We start from the raw sequence: 16,649 nt of genomic DNA, 5'->3' as shown, positions 1-16,649 counted from the left end.
AGTATTGTTAGGCTGTCGGCTCTACTTAGGCATCGTTTCATTAGGGAGTTTACATGGCCTCTTTGCCACATAGTTACATCAGCCAAAGTCAAAGCTTGCGCGATGGCACGGTAAAAGTTTCAGTGGATGGTTTATCGCAGCAATACATTGCACCGCCAAGTAACTTTGGCGGCCCTGGGGATGTTTGGTCACCAGAAGATTTACAAAGCGCGGCTATTAGTAGCTGTTTTTGCTTGTCGTTTCGCGCAATTGCGCGAGCTGCTAAATTGTCCTGGTACTCAGTACATTCTGAAGTAGAGCTACTACTAGCCAAGGCTGATAAAAACGTAGTATTTACTGAGATACATAATAAGGTCCATTTAGTAATCGACGATATGAAGGATCGAGAAACGGCCGAAAAGGCTCTCCATAACGCTGAAAGTAGCTGCTTTATTAGTGCGTCTATGACGGCCAAAAGCTCTATGGAGATTAATATTTGCCAAAGAACATAGAGGCTCGCCTCCTAAGGGCGATCATTACTAGGTTCATAGCTGTCAATTTCAGGTAATGACTCGGTATTGAAGTGATAGCTTGGAAGCTTTATTTCGATACAAGCGCCATCCTCATTGGCTATTGAGATTTCTCCACGCATTTGTAAAGTGATGGTGTTATAGACAATGTGCAGACCTAAGCCGGTATCCTGAGCTTGTTTGGCGACGAAGGGGTCAAATATATTCCCAATTAATTGATCGTCTATACCTTTACCATTATCCCGAATGCGAAGCTTTACCCAGTGAGAGATTCGAGTGTTTTCATGGGCACAGGGTAATTGACTGACTCGAATTTCGATAAAACAAGGGCCGCTCAAGGAGGCTGAGTTGCCAAAACCGTGGCGTAGCGCATTTTCTATGAGTTCGTTTAAACAATGCCGAAGGCTGCCCTGTAATGAGTTAAGGAAGACATGCTGCTCGCCTGTAATAAAGGCTTCTACTTTAGCTTGCTTAAGTTTATCTTTTAGTGGAATCAGTAAATCCTCTAGCATTGGCATCACCATAAAGCGTTGCGGGCGAGGATTATCTTGATCGGCATTGACCAGTTTGAAATTTGAAATTAAATTAATCATCTTCTCTACGTTACTTTCCACCAGCTCGCAGGATTTATCTAGGTGCTTTAGTTTTCGGCTGATTACGTCGTGACTGATGGGCATAGACGCGCGCTCTTCAATAGCAAATTTGGCTTGCTCTTTGACTAAAGAAAATCCCGTTTTTACAACGCCCATTGGGGTATTTAATTCATGTGCCATACCGCTGACCAATCGCCCAAGAGCCGCGTTCTTCTGGCTGGCCACCAGTTGATCTTGCGTTTCACGAAGCTCTTGTAAAGAGGTTTCTAGTTCCTGAGTACGTTGCTTTACGAGCAAGCTTAATTGTTGGCGCTTGGCATTAATCTGCTTTAAACGCAGCTGAAAGGCAAACCAGACCATTGCAATGATCAACAGAATAATAAAAAGCTTGAAAAGTAATGTTTCATACCAAGCGGGTAAGATGCTTATCGCGATATTAAGCTCTTTATCACTCCAAGTTCCACTGCGATTACTGGCGCGAAGCTTTAAGGTGTAACTGCCAGCAGCGAGGTTAGTGTAGGTGGCTTTTCGATCCTTGCTACTTATTTCGATCCAATCGTCGTCATAGCCTTCTAGCTTTTGCATGTACTTGAGTTCACCTGGCGCCGTATAGTCCAATGCAGCGTAGCTTATGCTAAAACTGGAATACCCAGCGGGTATCACTAACTTATCGGTATCGCCATGTAGTGGGTCACCATCAAGCTTTATCTCCGTAATTATGATGCTTGGCTTGAAGCTCCACGGGCGATAGTAGTCTGGGCGCACAACTGTTACGCCCGATCCACCACCAAACAGTAGCGTACCATCTGAACTTTGAATGGCACTGCTCAAGAACTGACTCCGGTTATAGACGCCATCAGCCTGGCTCAGTGTGACGACTTTCTTTTGGCTGGCATCGAGAAATGCTGTGGCACCCCAGTAGTCACCATTGTTTAATCTAAATAATGTTTCTATAGGCGACTGGTGGAGCGCTAAGAGTTCTAATTCCAATGCGCCGCTTTGATAAGTTTGTACACTTTCGGCTTTTAATATGGCGCTATTGCTGACCAATACCATTTCGCCATCCGGATAAACATTTAAGCCCTGAATTCGAAAGTTATCTTTTGCTTGCTCGGGGATCTGCAGAGGTACAAGCTCCAATTTTTTGCTGCCTTTTTTAAGGACAGCAATTTCATTAAAGCTGGCTACCCAAACACTACCATCCGGGCCTGCTGCCATTACATTGCCAACTTTCGACGATTGCTCCTCCGGAAATTCAATATCACTGAATCGCTTATTTTTGACATCAAACTTAATGTAGCTCGATCCGGTTCCTAAAACGAGATCACCATAACCATCTTCGATAATATGGGAAATCGTGTTAACAGCGCTGCTTTCACCAAGGGTAAACTGCTCAAACTTTTGACTGTATTTATCAAAGCGAAACAAACCGTTGCCAGCACTACCGATCCAGATATGACCATCGCTATGTTCCATGATTCGGGTGATAAAGTTGCTTCGCAGTGCTCCTTTAATAGAGCTATTGGCGCGATAGCTTTGGGTTCGCCCTTTGCTAGGGTCGAAGACATCAATACCATTTCCGGAGCTGCCAAACCAAATAGTGCCGTCCTGAAGCTGGGCAATGCTGTAGACATCCTTAAAGCTTAGTTTGCTAGGGTCAAGTGAGGATGGGAATAGGGTGCGACTGAACTGATTATTGGGGTCTACACGATTAGCACCGAAATCTGTAATGGCAATCCAAATTTGACCAGCCTGATCGAGCAACAAACCTCGGGAATAGTTGGCGCTAGGTGAAGCAGGGTTGTAGGGGTCATGCCGGTAAATTTGAATTCTCTTAAAGCTATCGATGTCGTAAACAGATATCCCTTGTTCCAAAGATGTTGTCCAAATGTGCTGCCCATTGACTTGTAGGATGTCGTTTATTCGTTGATCGGATTCCAAACGCTCTAAGTTACCATCTGTGTCTAATATGTAGAGTCCATCATCGTAGGTACCTATCCATAGTTGCCCCCGGCTATCTGCAACGATCTTTCGTACAATTTTATTGGCTAGCAGGGTCTTATTCTGGATGTTTAAGCGGCTATAGGTTTTCTTTTGGGTATCGAAATGATGTATACCATCCCAACTGCCTAACAGTAACTGTCCTTTTCTGTTTACTATTATTTCCCTAGTTCTGTTGGCCAGTTTTGATTTTGGGTCGCTGCTGGGGTGCGGATAATGGCTGAAAGTTTCATCGTTAATATTAAAATAGTTCAGCCCGTTATCTGTAGCTAGCCACAAGCCTGTACCGTTGTCCGGCAGTATCTTAGCAATACGATTGGCACTAAGGCTCTGCTTTTGCGTGGCTGAGTGTTTGTATTGTTTATAGTGTTTTGAACGTGGATTTAGTTTAAGTAAACCTTCTTGGTAGCTAGACACCCAAATAGTGCCTGAAGAGTCAATCGCGATATCTGTCACCCAGGCTTTTGGCAGAGCTTTTTTTTCGCTATCGATAAAGTTAGCTGATTGGTAATTGTAGCCGTCGTAGAAGTATAAGCCGGTCTCTGTACCGACCCAGATTAAACCTTGCTGATCTTGAGCGAAGGTTGTAATTCTGGCATTGCCATCGCGGTTACTAATGGTTTTATGAAATTCGGGGGAAGCAAGGTTAAAAATATCTGCCTTGCTAATGCTGGCGCTTGAGAAATACAAAAGCCCAAGAAAGAAGTGGATTAGGCAATGTATTGCTTTCTTTAATAGACAATGCCTTAGGTGGCCGCCGCCATGTACCGCTATAGAGGCGCAATATAGCACAGGGTTAACCTATGAATGTAAGCGAATACCTTAAGCGTAGATCAAATATAGAAGCTTTGTGGGAATAGTGGGCCAAAGAGCTATTCGAGTGCAAGCAACTGCGACAGTGAGACCTACAGCTTACTGCTTGCTAACGGTGACATTTAAGTCTGTATTTTTAACATCTATATCACTTAAAAATAGGGTAAAGTAGTCGCCGTTGGGGCTTAAGTGTATGGCAGGCAAGTCTAGCCAGTGAGGGGCAGAGGCGTCAGAACTCAGGCTTTGAGGGCTCTTGTTTCCTGCTTGAAACAGTCGGTGCGATCTACTTTGACTAAAGATAGTTGTACCCTGTTGATCTTTTACTTCTAAGACATAGCTCAAGGCTTGCTTTTGTTCGCCACTGTTATTTACCGGTTTAATGTCAAGTAGGAGAGAGGACTTGGCGCGAAGAGGAATACTCAGTTTGACGATTTTGTTTTGGCTCAATACCAGGTGATTAATTTGCTTTGTATATATCAGTTTATTGTCTAAATCATTTCGCAATTCGGCCCAACAGTACCAAGATAATAAGAAAAGAATAACAGCGATAACCAAGGGGATTAGCTTTTGACTAAAATCATATTTCTTTGTGTCGCTTTGAACCCTCTTAATAGACAAGTAAGCACCGAAAAAGCCCCCAATGCCTAGGAGGCTGCCAAATACGGTTAATAGTAAGGCGGGTGTATTCATGTCGCGCATCCGATGGCTAAAAAGAGCCGGTATATTCTAAGAAAATGTCAGCTCAAACTCAGATAAGTGAGGGCGTAAACATTTAACTTAAGAGCGTGAATATAGTGTCCTTGGCGTTTTTATTAAATGATTACTGCTGGGGTTATGAACTATATTGTCGGCAGAAGATTACAAAAGTTATAGTGCTAGAAATAGTTAGGGTCTTAGATCGGCTGATCGCTAGAAAGGGTAAGGCTTTAAGGTTTTATGCCTATATATCAAGGCTGTATAAAACTGAGCAGCAAGAGTAGCTTTAGCCATTCTTGCTGCTCAGTTGTAGGCTACTTGGCAGCGCTAAAGCTCATAATGAGCCCAAATTGGACAGTGGTCAGAAGGCTTCTCCATCGCGCGCACATCGTAATCAATATCGGCACCTTTTAAGCCCGTGGCTAGGCTTTTGGTATGCATGATTAAATCAATTCGCAGGCCGCGCTTGGGGTCACGTTCGAAACCGCGACTGCGATAATCAAACCAGCTGAACTTGTCATCTTTGTCTGGATGGATTTCACGGTAACTGTCGCTTAGGCCCCAGTCAGATAGGGTTTTGAGCCACTCTCTTTCTTCCGGTAAAAAACTGCACTTACCATCTTTTAACCAGCGCTTGCGATTACTGTCGCCAATACCGATATCGATATCTTCTGGTGAAATATTCATATCACCCATAACAATTAAGTCATCTTCGGGCTTACAGTTTTCGTTTAAGAAGCCCATTAGATCAGAATAAAAGTTTCGTTTATTGACAAATTTTACAGGGTGCTCGCGGTTTTCTCCTTGTGGGAAATAACCATTTAAAACTGTAATTTCTCGACCATTTACATCAAAGCGGCCACCAATAAAGCGGCGTTGGCTCTCTTCGCTATCACCACTGAAGCCTTTAAATTCTTCTTTAAAGGGGTGTTTACTTAACAAAGCCACACCGTAGTGTGTTTTTTGACCATGAAAAATAACGTGATAGCCCAAAGCCTCGATATCGGCTATAGGAAAGTCTTCATCGGTAACTTTCGTCTCTTGAATGCCGATAAAATCAGGTTGATGAGTATCTGTTAAAGCCTGCAATTGATGCAGGCGCATGCGAATACTGTTGGTATTAAAAGAGATTGCGCGCATATTTTTTGAAAACCAGGTCTAAAAAAATAGAACGAGAAAGCAATCTCTTGCTTTCTCGTCGGTGATTATAGTTAAGTTTATCGTTTGCTAAGTTTGTCAGACTGAGTGCGTTTGGCAATTTGGCTCTGATCTGAAGACTGTAAACGAATAAAGTCCGCCATTATATATCCGCTTTCCATCAAAAGGGGATCTTTATCCGGGTCGATGCGGTTTTCAGGCTCTTGGTTTTGTGCCGTTTCCTCGGCGGTTTCTTCATCAGTTTCTTCTTTGCCGTCGTTTTTATATTCTTCGATGGTGGCGAAAGGCTCCATACCTTTGCCGGTTCGGCGGGTATTTTCTAGTGCAAAGGCCTTTTCTTCACGCTCTTTCTTTTCAGCTCGGCGTGTTTCCTCATTCAAAGAAACATACTTCTTCTCTCTTTGTTGCTCAATGATTTCAAGCTGGGAGAGTAGGTGAGTAAAGTCAGGATCCTTGCCAATACGTTTATCATGTAGCTGCTGTAAATTTGGCTTGATAGCCGCAATGTCGCTATAAGACCCATGGCGAACACGATGGATCGTGTCCCATGCTAATGCATTGTCGTATGCACTCTCACCCACTTCCTCTAGATCAACCATTGAGGGCAGGGCAATATCGGGGATAACGCCGCGATGTTGGGTACTGTCACCGGATACACGATAAAACTTAGATTCGGTAATTTTTAAACGACCTTTGTGAACACGACTTAAAGATTGTACCGATCCTTTACCAAAGGTCTGAGTGCCAACAACAAGTCCGCGACCATAATCTTGGATTGCACCGGCAAAAATCTCCGAGGCCGACGCACTGAGGCGATTGGTCAATACCATTAATGGCCCTTGATATACCGGAGTATTGTGTGACCTGTGGGCGCGACTAATGGTTTGGTTTGCCTGACGAATCTGTACCACAGTGCCGCGGTGGATAAACAAGTCTGTCAGCCAAGTGGCCTCCTGCAGTGAGCCTCCACCATTGTTGCGAAGATCCAAAATAATACCGTCAACCTTTGCGGTCTTTAGCTCGCGCACCAAGCGCAACACATCTCTTGTGGTGCTTTTATAATTTGGATCACCGCGTTGACGAGCGTTAAAATCCAAATAAAATGCTGGCAAGTCGATTACGCCTAGCTTATAGAGCTTGTCACCATCGCTCACTTCAAAAATGTGTTTTTGTGCCGCTTGCTCTTCGAGCTTCACCTTATTTCGGCGAATCTCTACTATTTTATAGCCGCTTTCTTCACCGGCTGGCAGTACCTGTAATCGCACGACGCTGCCTTTCTTACCGCGGATTAGCTGTACCACTTCATCAAGACGCCAGCCAATTACATCAACCATTTCACCGTCACGCCCTTGCGCCACAGCAGTGATACGATCGGAAGGCTTTAAGTCACCTTGTTTATCTGCTGGGCCAGCACTCACAATACGCACGACTTTGGTGTATTCATCTTCGGTTTGTAGTACCGCACCAATCCCCTCTAAGGATAGAGACATATTGATGTTGAAATTCTCCATCGTTCTTGGCGATAGGTAGTTGGTGTGAGGATCATATAAAGCTCCAAGGGCATTCATATAAGCCTCAAAGGCATCATGGGTATCTTGTTGCTCTACGCGCTTAAGCAGATTGCTATAGCGGCGTTTAAGGGTCTTTTTGGCTTCAGCCAAGTCTTTGTCGGCAAGCTTAAGGTTTAGTAAGTCGCTTTTCAGACGTTTGCGCCAGAATTCATCAAGGTCTTTACTCGACTGAGCCCAGCGACGTAAATCTGGATCTAAGTTAAGGACTTCATCTTTGCTGAAATCGACTTTATATTGCTCGTTACTCAGCTGATCGAGGACCCATTGAGTTCTCTCGCTGAGCCGCTCCCTGAATAGGTTAAAAATATCGTAACCGGCATCAAGTGAGCCCGCTCTTAGCTGATCATCGAACTGTTTTTTGTATTCCGAAAATAAGGCAATATCCTGGGCAAGGAAATAAGCTTTATACGGGTCTAGCCGGTCTAAATATTCTTCAAATAGGCGTTGGGACAGATTGTCATCGATATTTTGACGACGATAATGCTGACTACTGAGGGTTTCCAGGATGTCCTGGGCCGTTTTTGATTGGTCTTTGTCGTAGCTGAGCTTCTGCAGTGCAGCAGCCTGGCCCGGTAAAAGGGCGAGTGCACCGCTAATCAAAAAGGTCGACAGCGGAAGGCAAAGAGACAAGGCAGTTTTTCTCATAATCATATATCGCTATTTAGCCCACAGGGGACGTTATTGTTACATCCATTGATCTGAACGGGCGCTGAGCGCTGTGCCAGCGAGTATCAGATTTGCTTTTGTATGCATTTATAGACCCAATACTAGCTCGTTTGATCCCGAGCCTCCACGATCGGAGCGGTTTTCGCGTTAAATGCCTCTAATTTGTTTAAAAATACAGCAAGAACCAGGCCCAAATAAGCTGTTTCAGAGCTTTAAAGCACTTGAGAACATGCTCTTATAGAATCTATTCAACTGGACCAAGCCCGAAATGAGCGTTTTATCCGCCAGTATTGGCGGTCTACGCCCTAAATCCTATAGTCGGGATAATGTAAACTGCTGTCCAACGGATGACTGCTGAATACCTGAGACACAGATAACCCGAGACAAGGAATCGCTATGGCTACTTTTAGTGCTATTGACCGAATTATGATCGCTGTAAATGATCTTGAAAATGGCGTTAGCAGCTATCGGGCCTTACTGGGGCGATATGAGTCTGAGCTTGGCCAAGACAACAAGCTTGGCATCCGATATGCCCGTTTTCGGCTGTTAAATTCTACCCTCGAGCTTATCGCTAAGTTACCTGAGGAAGGCTCAGCTAATCCTCTTTCAAGACTACTTTCAAAACGCCTTGAGAGCTATGGCGAAGGCATCATGGCAATAGCACTACGAAGTGAAAAAATGGCAGCTAGCCGTAATCTGTTAGATGAGCAGGGGGGTTCCTATACTCAGATCAACGCTGATAGCTATCTGGCTGGCGAACAAATGTTAATCAGCGAATCAGCTGGCTTTATGGATTTAGGTATATTTATTGTTGAATGCCCAGACAAGCTGCGCTTACCCTTAGCAAAAGCTAGAGCGGGTATTAATCCAGCAAGCCTGATCGACGATGTTGATCATATAGTTCTCAATAGTAGTGATGGCGATGGGCTGAAAAGTTATCTAGCCGAAGGGCTTGGCTTATCGATGCGTCTTGATCAAAGCCGTCCTGAATGGGGAGCTCGACAATTATTTTTCAGGGTTGGCGCCAACATTCTTGAGGTGATGGAGTTTCTCGATGAGAAGCAAAAAGCAGAGCATGACCACTTTTGGGGTATCGCTTTTTCTGTACCAGATCTTGATAGCTGCCTCGAACGCCTAGCAGAAGATTCTGTCAAAGTGAGCAATTCGAGAAAAGGGCGGAAAGCGGGAACAAAGGTAGCTACTGTCAAAAGTAGCCACTGTGGTATTGCGACATTGCTAATTAGCTTGGATTAGCGTAACCCGAGACTTTAATAAGTGCAGTTACTAAGTATTTGGAATTATGATTTTTGGCGACGCCACTGCAATAGGGCCAAGCTCATATTTGCCAGAATAATTAATGCGGCGCCGAGCATCATTTTAAGTCCAATCTCTTCTTTCAAAAAATAATAACTGGATAGCATGGCTAGCGGCACATACAAATAATAAATCATGGCGGTAAATAGGGCGGGCAGTTCGGTGCTGGCTTTTACCCAAAGGCCATGAGCTAACAATGTGCAAACTATCGCTAGAGCCAATAGCTGCTGCCAATCGAGTGTTGTTTTGGGCATCTCAAATTCACTGAAGAACAAAAGAAAGACCAGCAGTGCAAAGGCGAATTGCCCCCAAGTGCGCGTTAGAGTAGGCAGCTCGCCAACACGCTGATGAAGTAGTGGCATAGCAGCGTATAAAACGGCGCTAATTAAGCCACTTATAAGGCCGATTGATGAGGCCTCTTGCCAATTGACCTTAGGAGAAACCAATACACAGCCACCGATGCACACGGCAATCGCCAAGCATTCCGATAATGAAACACGGTATCCCTTAAATAGGGCATTTAGAAGTATGAGATGAGCGCCATAAGTGGATACAGCGATAGCGGCTAGGGCAGCTCCAGCTGTTTTAATACTATAAAAATAACTTAGCCAATGTAGCCCAAAGCAAAAGCCGATATAAAACAATCCCAGTAATTGCTGGCGACTTAAAGCACTCAATAGCTTTTTGTAAAAAACCAGAGGGCTAATAATAATGAGTGCAATAGCTAATCTGAAAATGCCAATGCTCACCTCGTTAGCGCTGGTTGACTTTATCAATACCGGCACTAAGGACATGCTGAGCACAGCAAGGACAGCAATTAAAATGAGTCGAATAGGCATAATAGAATCCGTTTTTGCGGCTGCGGATAATAGTCTATGCGCTAAGTAAACTAAAGCAGGAATTGCAGATTAACAGGCGCCTGTTAATAGGCGCCTTTGGCTTGAATAACAGCCGGAATGGTCAATAGCAGTATTTTGATGTCGGCTAATGCTGATTGTGACTGGATATATTGGCGATCCATTTCTAACTGCTGCTCAAATGGGATATCTGCGCGACCGGAAATTTGCCAAATGCCGGTAATACCGGGGAGCACTTTTAAGCGATCCATTTGTGCAAGGCTATATTGGGCGAACTCCTGCGCTAGCGCAGGGCGAGGGCCCACTAGGGCCATATCGCCTTTTAGCACGTTCCACAATTGTGGCAGCTCATCAATCGAGGAGCGCCGCAGAAAGCCACCGATGCGGGTAATGCGTGGGTCATTTTTAAACTTCAGGCAAATACCATCACGACTGCTGTCTTTCGGATCGGGCTCTATATAGTTTGGGTCGTCATCGCAATACATGGTTCGGAATTTGTAAAATGCAAAACACTGTCCATGCCGGCCCACCCGGAGTTGGCGGTAAATAGCGCTACCTTTAGATTCCATTCGTATTGCAATTACAAGCAATGCCCATAGTGGCGATAAGATTATAATCCCCAATAACGCCGCTATACGCTGCAGCACAATTGGTAAACCTCGATCTGGCTTTTGGTAGTAAAGCCAATTAGATTGCACGTATAACCGGCCACTGTGTTTGATGGCGTCAAAATTAATTCTTGTATTATTCATCACAAATACTCCTTACAGCTGACGCTTTAAACGAAGCAGGCGAAATAGGTAGAGAGGGTTGCCGATCACATAGCGATAGAATTTTTTACTTGGCTCCTGGAACAGCCTCCATAACCATTCAAAACCAAGCTCTCGCAAAAACAGTGGTGCGCGGGGAATATTTCCAGAGTAATAGTCAAACAAACCACCAACGGCTAGGGCCTTGTCGACTTTGAGTTTATGGCGGTTACGCTTTAGCCACTGCTCCTGCAAAGGCGAGCCCAAACCTAGCAATAAAATATCCGCTTTACTGTTATTAATGCTGTCAATGGTTTGTTGTTCCAACTTGTCGTTATTCCCAGTATTAGCAAAGCCATGTTGTACGCCTACGATTCTTAAACCAGGGTATTTCTTGCGGAGTTTGTCTGCGGCTTTAGCAGCTACACCAGGAGCCGCGCCATATAAAAATAAACGTTTAGAAGTCGAGCTGGCTTCACGGCATAAAATTGGTAGCATATCGGTACCGTTGACATTACCTTTTAGTGCAATGCCTAATTTACGCGCTCCCATTCGAACACCTGAGCCATCTGCAAAAACTTTATTGGCCGAGTTGATTGCATGGCGCAATTCAGCTTGCTCGTGGCTAAGATTGACAGAATTTACATTCACAAAGACGGCGGTCTCACAACCTTGTTCTGGTTTATCGAACAGCCAATCAATCGCTTCGCTCATGGAGTGGTTGTCTATTTTCAAACCAAACAAATAGAAACTTGCCTCGCTTTTCAGTTTTTTGCCTTTATAAAGCAAGCTGCATAAGGCCGTTTTGGCGAGTGTTTTAAAATAGGTAAACCCCTGCAGGGATTGGAACTGTTGTTCCAAAGAGAGAGTTTCGCTAGGACCTAATAAGCCGATTGAACGATGATTGCTGGCCAAGCTGAATAATCCTGCCGGATGAGCCGCTTTGCTATTCTCAGGACTAATATCATGGGGGACTAGGCGGCTGTCAGTAGGCAAGCGATCGAGCCCGACAATGCTTAACTGGCCCTTCAATACACTCAAGTACAGGCCAATATTGCTGTGCTCACTGTTTCTGAGTAACAGCTGGTGGACAGGTCGATGCAAGGCGTCTAGTGCGATTTCCTTTTTGAAGAGGCTTTCAGATTTGAAATATGAGCGTATTGCTGCGCCTATAATAAATGGGCTATAGAGACCTAAAGCGAGGCTTGCGGTAGCCACGTCGCAGGCGCGCGTTAACTTCCCCTGGGGTACGATAGACAGTTTATCTTTAGTCATAGCAAGCTCCTGTTTGTCATGTAACAGGGCTATTGCAATGGCTATTCCAAAACTCAAAAATATCTTAAGCCATTGAAAATAAAGAAGTTATCCATTCTTGGGTTTCAATGTATTTATTTCATTTTGCTAAAATTTTTACTGTGCAAGGCAGAATGCAAATGGATATTCAAATAGAGGTAATAGTGGGCATGTGGAAAACTCGAAGGCGATTACTCTTTACTAGAATAGCCCCCAAACAAAATGAGCTTTTATGCAAAACTGGCCTTTATAGGCTAAACTGCTAACGCCTTTTTCTGAATTAGTGGCCAGGGTATGGAAGCAAATATCGTCGCAAGAAGCAGACAGTACAGCATCCTTTTTGTGGATGATGAGCAATCAATCTTAAAAGCTATCGAGCGTGTTACCTTCGAAAGCGAGGCCAACTGCTTGTTTTTCAATTCTCCTTTACAAGCGCTGGATTATATTCGAGAAAACCCGGTCGACATTCTGGTATCTGATATTAATATGCCCGAAATGAGTGGTATTGAATTGCTCGCTCAAGTCGCTGAAGAATACCCCGAGATTATTCGAATGGCCCTCAGTGGCATGAGTGAAAAAGACACGGTACTCGATGCCATCAATCAAGGCCGTATCTGGGGCTTTATAACAAAGCCCTGGGATAACGATCAATTGCTAAACAGCTTAGAGCAAGCGGTGTACCTGCGAAGTCTAATTCTAGAGCGACTCATGCTGCAGCGTAGCGTGAGTCAGCTTAGCTGCTTGAACCAAGAGCAATTCGATGATTTTATAGGCGACAGCCTCGCCATGCAGTGCGTATATCAGCTTATTAGCAAAGCTGCGCCCAGTGAAGCCAGTGTTTTTGTAACAGGCGAAAGCGGGACAGGTAAGGAGCTAGTGGCCGCAGCCTTACACAAGCATAGTAAACGTAAAGATAAACCATTTGTCACCCTGAACTGCGCCGCCATACCCAGTGAATTATTGGAATCGGAAATATTTGGCCATGTAAAAGGTGCTTTTTCAGGGGCGCACAAAGAGCATGAGGGATTAGCCAGTAAAGCAGACGGAGGAACGTTCTTTCTCGATGAAATCAGCGAAATGGATATGTCTTTGCAGTCGAAGCTATTGCGGTTTATCCAAACAGGTCGCTATTCTAAAGTCGGTTCGAGTCAGGAAGAGACCGTTAATATTCGTTTCGTTAGCGCCTGTAATAGAGATCCATTAGCCGCAATTGAAAACGGTATTTTACGGGAAGATTTGTATTATCGACTGAACGTCATCGCTGTTGATATGCCAGCCCTTCGCGAGCGTGAGTGGGATGCTTTACTATTGGCAAATCATTTTCTTCAGCTTTTTGCGCAAAAGGAAGACAAGCTGATTATCGGCTTTGATGAAAAATCGGAGGCCTTGATTAGTAATTATCATTGGCCAGGAAATGTTCGCCAGCTAGAGAATGCTGTCTATAGTGCGGTAATCCTTAGCTCGGAGCAGTTGATTAATAGCACTGAGCTCAATAACAGCCTTAAATTGAGCACGGATCAACTCGCCCAACTTATTAAGCCCAAGAAGATACGCTCTAAGTCATACAGTACCGCGTTTGAAAGCGCTAAAACCTTAGCAGTTTCCCAAGTGCAAGGTGAGGCCGGCGAGGCGGTGATGGAGCAGGCGGCTTCACAGCAACATGGATATGTCGCTGATAGTTCAGCTGTTCTATGCCCTATACCCCTAAGCCAGGTTGAACGTAAAGCGGTTGAAGATGCAATCAAGTATTGTGATCAGAATGTCGCAAAAGCGGCCGCCATGCTGGAAGTCAGCCCGTCAACCTTATATCGTAAAATGCAGCAGTGGCAGGATTAGTACCCTCTTGGGGACCCGTCAGTGGCGTCCCCGCTAGCTACAAAACGCAATGCAATTTGCAAAATGCGAATTCGCACCCCAGCTTTGAAACCCTTACATATCTATATTAATCAATTACTTACAGCAACTATCTAGATTGGCCCGAATATTGAAATACCCTCTAAAAGGAGATTGGGTATGGATCTATCGGCAGCCTTTAAACGGCTAGACAAAAGCAATCGTCGCCTGTTACAGAACCTCTTATCACTGCTGAGTGCAGAAGGGGTCCATCGCATCAGTCGCTTGCTCAGTATAATCGTGATCGCGAGGGCACTGGGCGTCGAGGCTTATGGCACGATGGTGTTTGTCGCTATTTGTCATGAGAGTTTCCGAAGCCTCTCCAAGCTATCTGGCGGCCTACTCATTATCCAATGCAAGCAGCGAGATCTACTTTGGGTGGCCCAGCAAGCTGCCAGCCTAAACTGGGGTATCGCTATTATTACGATGATTCTCCAGTGGCAATTGGCCAACGTTATCGGCAGCTATTTCAATCAATTGGAGGCAGCAACGCTTCTAAAGTACAGTGCGCTTGCCCACTTGCTTTATCCATTGGTTATGGTGCGTGTAAATCTAATGCATCGTCGCCAACAGCTAAAGCGTTTCGCTGTCCTTAGCACCAGTTCTGTTGTTGTAGAAGATCTAAGTTGTGCATTCTTAGCTTTTTACCTGCAATCAGCTTGGTGCATAGTATATGCAAAGTTGGCTTCCGCAGCAGTGTGGTGTTTTCTATTCTATCGCTATAGCGAAGATAATATTGAAGCTGAGTTCAAGGCAAATCTAGCACATAAACTATTGCGCCAAGCTATACCCGTATTTGGCTCGGAACTCGCCAAACAATTTCGCCTAAGTTGTGATGTGTTTATTGCAGCGAGAGTTCTTGGGCCTGAGGCTTTCGGCTTTTATAGCTTTGCTCGTAATGCAGCAATTGGAATTGCCCAATCACTGGGCAACGCTTTTCTAAGAGCTATTCACCCTTATTTAGCTAAAGAGTTTTCCCGCAATGAAGGTTTTTCAGCGATTTGGCGTAGTTATGGACTTTGCCTAGTCACTAGCAGCTTCTTCGTGCTGCAATCTCTGTTAGCGCCGCTATATGTGCCGCTACTTTTTGGTGAGGCGTGGCAGGGTGCCGTAAAACTCGTGAGTCTGCTCTGCTATGCCAGCGTAGCTCTATTGCTGCTTGATTGCAGCTTACTAATTATTCGCTGCCTAAATTATTTTAAATGGGAAGCTCTATTACAAAGCTCTGGTCTGCTAAGCCTATGTGCACTGTTGCAATTCAGTTACTTTGATTCCGCCTATTCCTTCGCTCAAGCCTTTGTTGTCGGCCTAGGGCTCTTGAGCTTTCTTTCAATGATCGCACTAAATGTTGTTTTATATTTCAACAAAATGCCAGGAGGCCATTATGAATAATAGTAAACGTCCGGTATTTTCAGTCGTCGTACCTATGTATAACGTCGAGGACTATATTGAGTGTTGCTTAGACTCTCTGCTAAATCAGAGCTATAAAGATTTTGAAATCATTTGCGTTGATGATGGTTGCACCGACAAAACGCTCGCAAAGCTCAATCGATACCAAGATGGAAGAATTCGATTAGTTCAGCAATCGAATAGCGGACTGGCTGCGGCGCGTAATACAGGCATCCGCTATAGTCGTGGTATCTACATAGCATTCCTTGACTCGGATGATTTTTGGCATCAAGACAAGCTCAAACTGCATCATGAGCACTTCCTGCAGAACCCTAAGCTAGGACTGAGTTATAGCGCATCTCTGTTTGTCGATGAGCTTGATCAAGCCCTAGGCATCGGCCAGCATCCTAAATTAAACAATATTAGCGCGGCCGATGTATTTTGCCGTAATCCAGTAGGCAATGGCTCAGCCGCTGTTTTACGAAGGGCCGCATTAAATCAAATTGCATTCTTCAATCCCAATAGCAGCAAGCCCAACCAATTACAGTACTTCGATGAAGATCTACGTCAATCTGAAGATGTTGATTGCTGGCTACGTCTTGCCTTACAAACACAATGGGAAGTACAGGGCCTAAAGCAAGCCTTAACATTCTACCGTGTAAATCAGCAGGGCTTGTCAGGTAATGTTTCCAAACAACTGGCTAGCTGGGAATCTGCAGTTGCCAAACTTAAGCAAAAGCATACAAAGTTTTTTAATCGCTATTACCCCTTGGCCAGGGCCTATCAATTGCGCTACCTGGCAAGGCGTGCGGTTATGAATCAAGAGAGCTTTAAAGCAACCGTGCTATTTATTAAAGCAGTAGCTTGTAATAGTAAGATCATTGTCCAAGAGCCACTGCGTACACTGATGACGCTCGCCGGTGTAGTGGCGTCTTATCTGCCTGGTATTGTTTTTGAAAAGGTGAAGTCTTTAGCCTTTTCTAGTATGAAATCAAGTGGAGCATAGAACCCAATGTAAATAGGTGCCTGACTACTAGAAAGGCACCTAAACTAGCCCTCGTTTAATCTGTTAGCTCGACAATTAGTTTAGAGTTGCGTTCCACTCAAGCCTCGAGTGTGTTGAAATCGAGCGTGTACACCTATCCCT

Annotated in this window: 12 protein-coding genes; 5 read left to right on the top strand and 7 right to left on the bottom strand. The window is 44.6% G+C overall.

Going from position 1 to position 16,649, the window contains the following annotated elements:
* Positions 1-53: 53 nt before the first annotated feature.
* Positions 54-491 (top strand): OsmC family protein, encoded by a 438-nt coding sequence (locus Q1A41_RS05730; RefSeq protein ID WP_299975762.1) that lies wholly within the window; start codon positions 54-56, stop codon positions 489-491.
* 11 nt (positions 492-502) lie between these two features.
* Here Q1A41_RS05730 and Q1A41_RS05725 read toward each other — a convergent pair whose 3' ends face one another.
* The 4 genes from Q1A41_RS05725 to Q1A41_RS05710 all read right to left on the bottom strand — a co-directional run bounded on the left by Q1A41_RS05725 (position 503) and on the right by Q1A41_RS05710 (position 7,986).
* The gene (locus Q1A41_RS05725; RefSeq protein ID WP_299975759.1) at positions 503-3,895 is read right to left on the bottom strand and encodes a sensor histidine kinase; all 3,393 of its coding nucleotides are present in this window, start codon (positions 3,893-3,895) and stop codon (positions 503-505) included.
* Between the two features lie 120 nt (positions 3,896-4,015).
* Positions 4,016-4,606, bottom strand: coding sequence for a hypothetical protein (locus Q1A41_RS05720; protein ID WP_299975757.1), 591 nt, complete (start codon positions 4,604-4,606; stop codon positions 4,016-4,018).
* 333 nt (positions 4,607-4,939) lie between these two features.
* On the bottom strand, positions 4,940-5,752 hold the full coding sequence (gene xthA / locus Q1A41_RS05715; RefSeq protein WP_299975755.1) for an exodeoxyribonuclease III: 813 nt from the start codon (positions 5,750-5,752) through the stop codon (positions 4,940-4,942).
* Between the two features lie 77 nt (positions 5,753-5,829).
* The gene (locus tag Q1A41_RS05710) at positions 5,830-7,986 is read right to left on the bottom strand and encodes a carboxy terminal-processing peptidase (RefSeq protein WP_299975754.1); all 2,157 of its coding nucleotides are present in this window, start codon (positions 7,984-7,986) and stop codon (positions 5,830-5,832) included.
* A gap of 417 nt (positions 7,987-8,403) precedes the next feature.
* Here Q1A41_RS05710 and Q1A41_RS05705 point away from each other — a divergent pair, with 417 nt between their 5' ends.
* Positions 8,404-9,261, top strand: a complete 858-nt coding sequence (locus tag Q1A41_RS05705; RefSeq protein ID WP_299975752.1) for a VOC family protein — start codon at positions 8,404-8,406, stop codon at positions 9,259-9,261.
* A gap of 44 nt (positions 9,262-9,305) precedes the next feature.
* Here the strand turns inward: Q1A41_RS05705 and Q1A41_RS05700 are convergent, their stop codons facing one another.
* The 3 genes from Q1A41_RS05700 to Q1A41_RS05690 all read right to left on the bottom strand — a co-directional run bounded on the left by Q1A41_RS05700 (position 9,306) and on the right by Q1A41_RS05690 (position 12,202).
* On the bottom strand, positions 9,306-10,160 hold the full coding sequence (locus Q1A41_RS05700; RefSeq protein WP_299975750.1) for a DMT family transporter: 855 nt from the start codon (positions 10,158-10,160) through the stop codon (positions 9,306-9,308).
* 83 nt (positions 10,161-10,243) lie between these two features.
* Positions 10,244-10,930 (bottom strand): sugar transferase, encoded by a 687-nt coding sequence (locus Q1A41_RS05695; RefSeq protein ID WP_299975748.1) that lies wholly within the window; start codon positions 10,928-10,930, stop codon positions 10,244-10,246.
* Positions 10,931-10,942: 12 nt separating this feature from the next.
* A complete protein-coding gene (locus Q1A41_RS05690) occupies positions 10,943-12,202 on the bottom strand; it encodes a WecB/TagA/CpsF family glycosyltransferase (RefSeq protein ID WP_299975746.1) in 1,260 nt (419 codons plus the stop codon).
* 312 nt (positions 12,203-12,514) lie between these two features.
* On the opposite strand from Q1A41_RS05690, the gene Q1A41_RS05685 reads away from it, so the two are divergent.
* From Q1A41_RS05685 to Q1A41_RS05675, 3 genes are all read left to right on the top strand, one after another.
* Positions 12,515-14,056 (top strand): sigma-54 dependent transcriptional regulator, encoded by a 1,542-nt coding sequence (locus tag Q1A41_RS05685; RefSeq protein WP_299975744.1) that lies wholly within the window; start codon positions 12,515-12,517, stop codon positions 14,054-14,056.
* Between the two features lie 177 nt (positions 14,057-14,233).
* Positions 14,234-15,505 (top strand): oligosaccharide flippase family protein, encoded by a 1,272-nt coding sequence (locus Q1A41_RS05680; protein ID WP_299975742.1) that lies wholly within the window; start codon positions 14,234-14,236, stop codon positions 15,503-15,505.
* Positions 15,498-16,508: a glycosyltransferase family A protein gene (locus tag Q1A41_RS05675; protein ID WP_299975740.1), complete on the top strand. Its 1,011-nt coding sequence runs from the start codon at positions 15,498-15,500 to the stop codon at positions 16,506-16,508. The genes Q1A41_RS05680 and Q1A41_RS05675 overlap by 8 nt, the downstream gene beginning before the upstream one ends.
* Positions 16,509-16,649: the final 141 nt, after the last annotated feature.

Source organism: uncultured Pseudoteredinibacter sp., from assembly GCF_947502065.1.
Lineage (GTDB): Bacteria > Pseudomonadota > Gammaproteobacteria > Pseudomonadales > Cellvibrionaceae > Pseudoteredinibacter.
The sequence above is the reverse complement of the archived record's forward strand: the minus strand, read 5'-3'. Positions and strand labels throughout refer to the sequence as shown.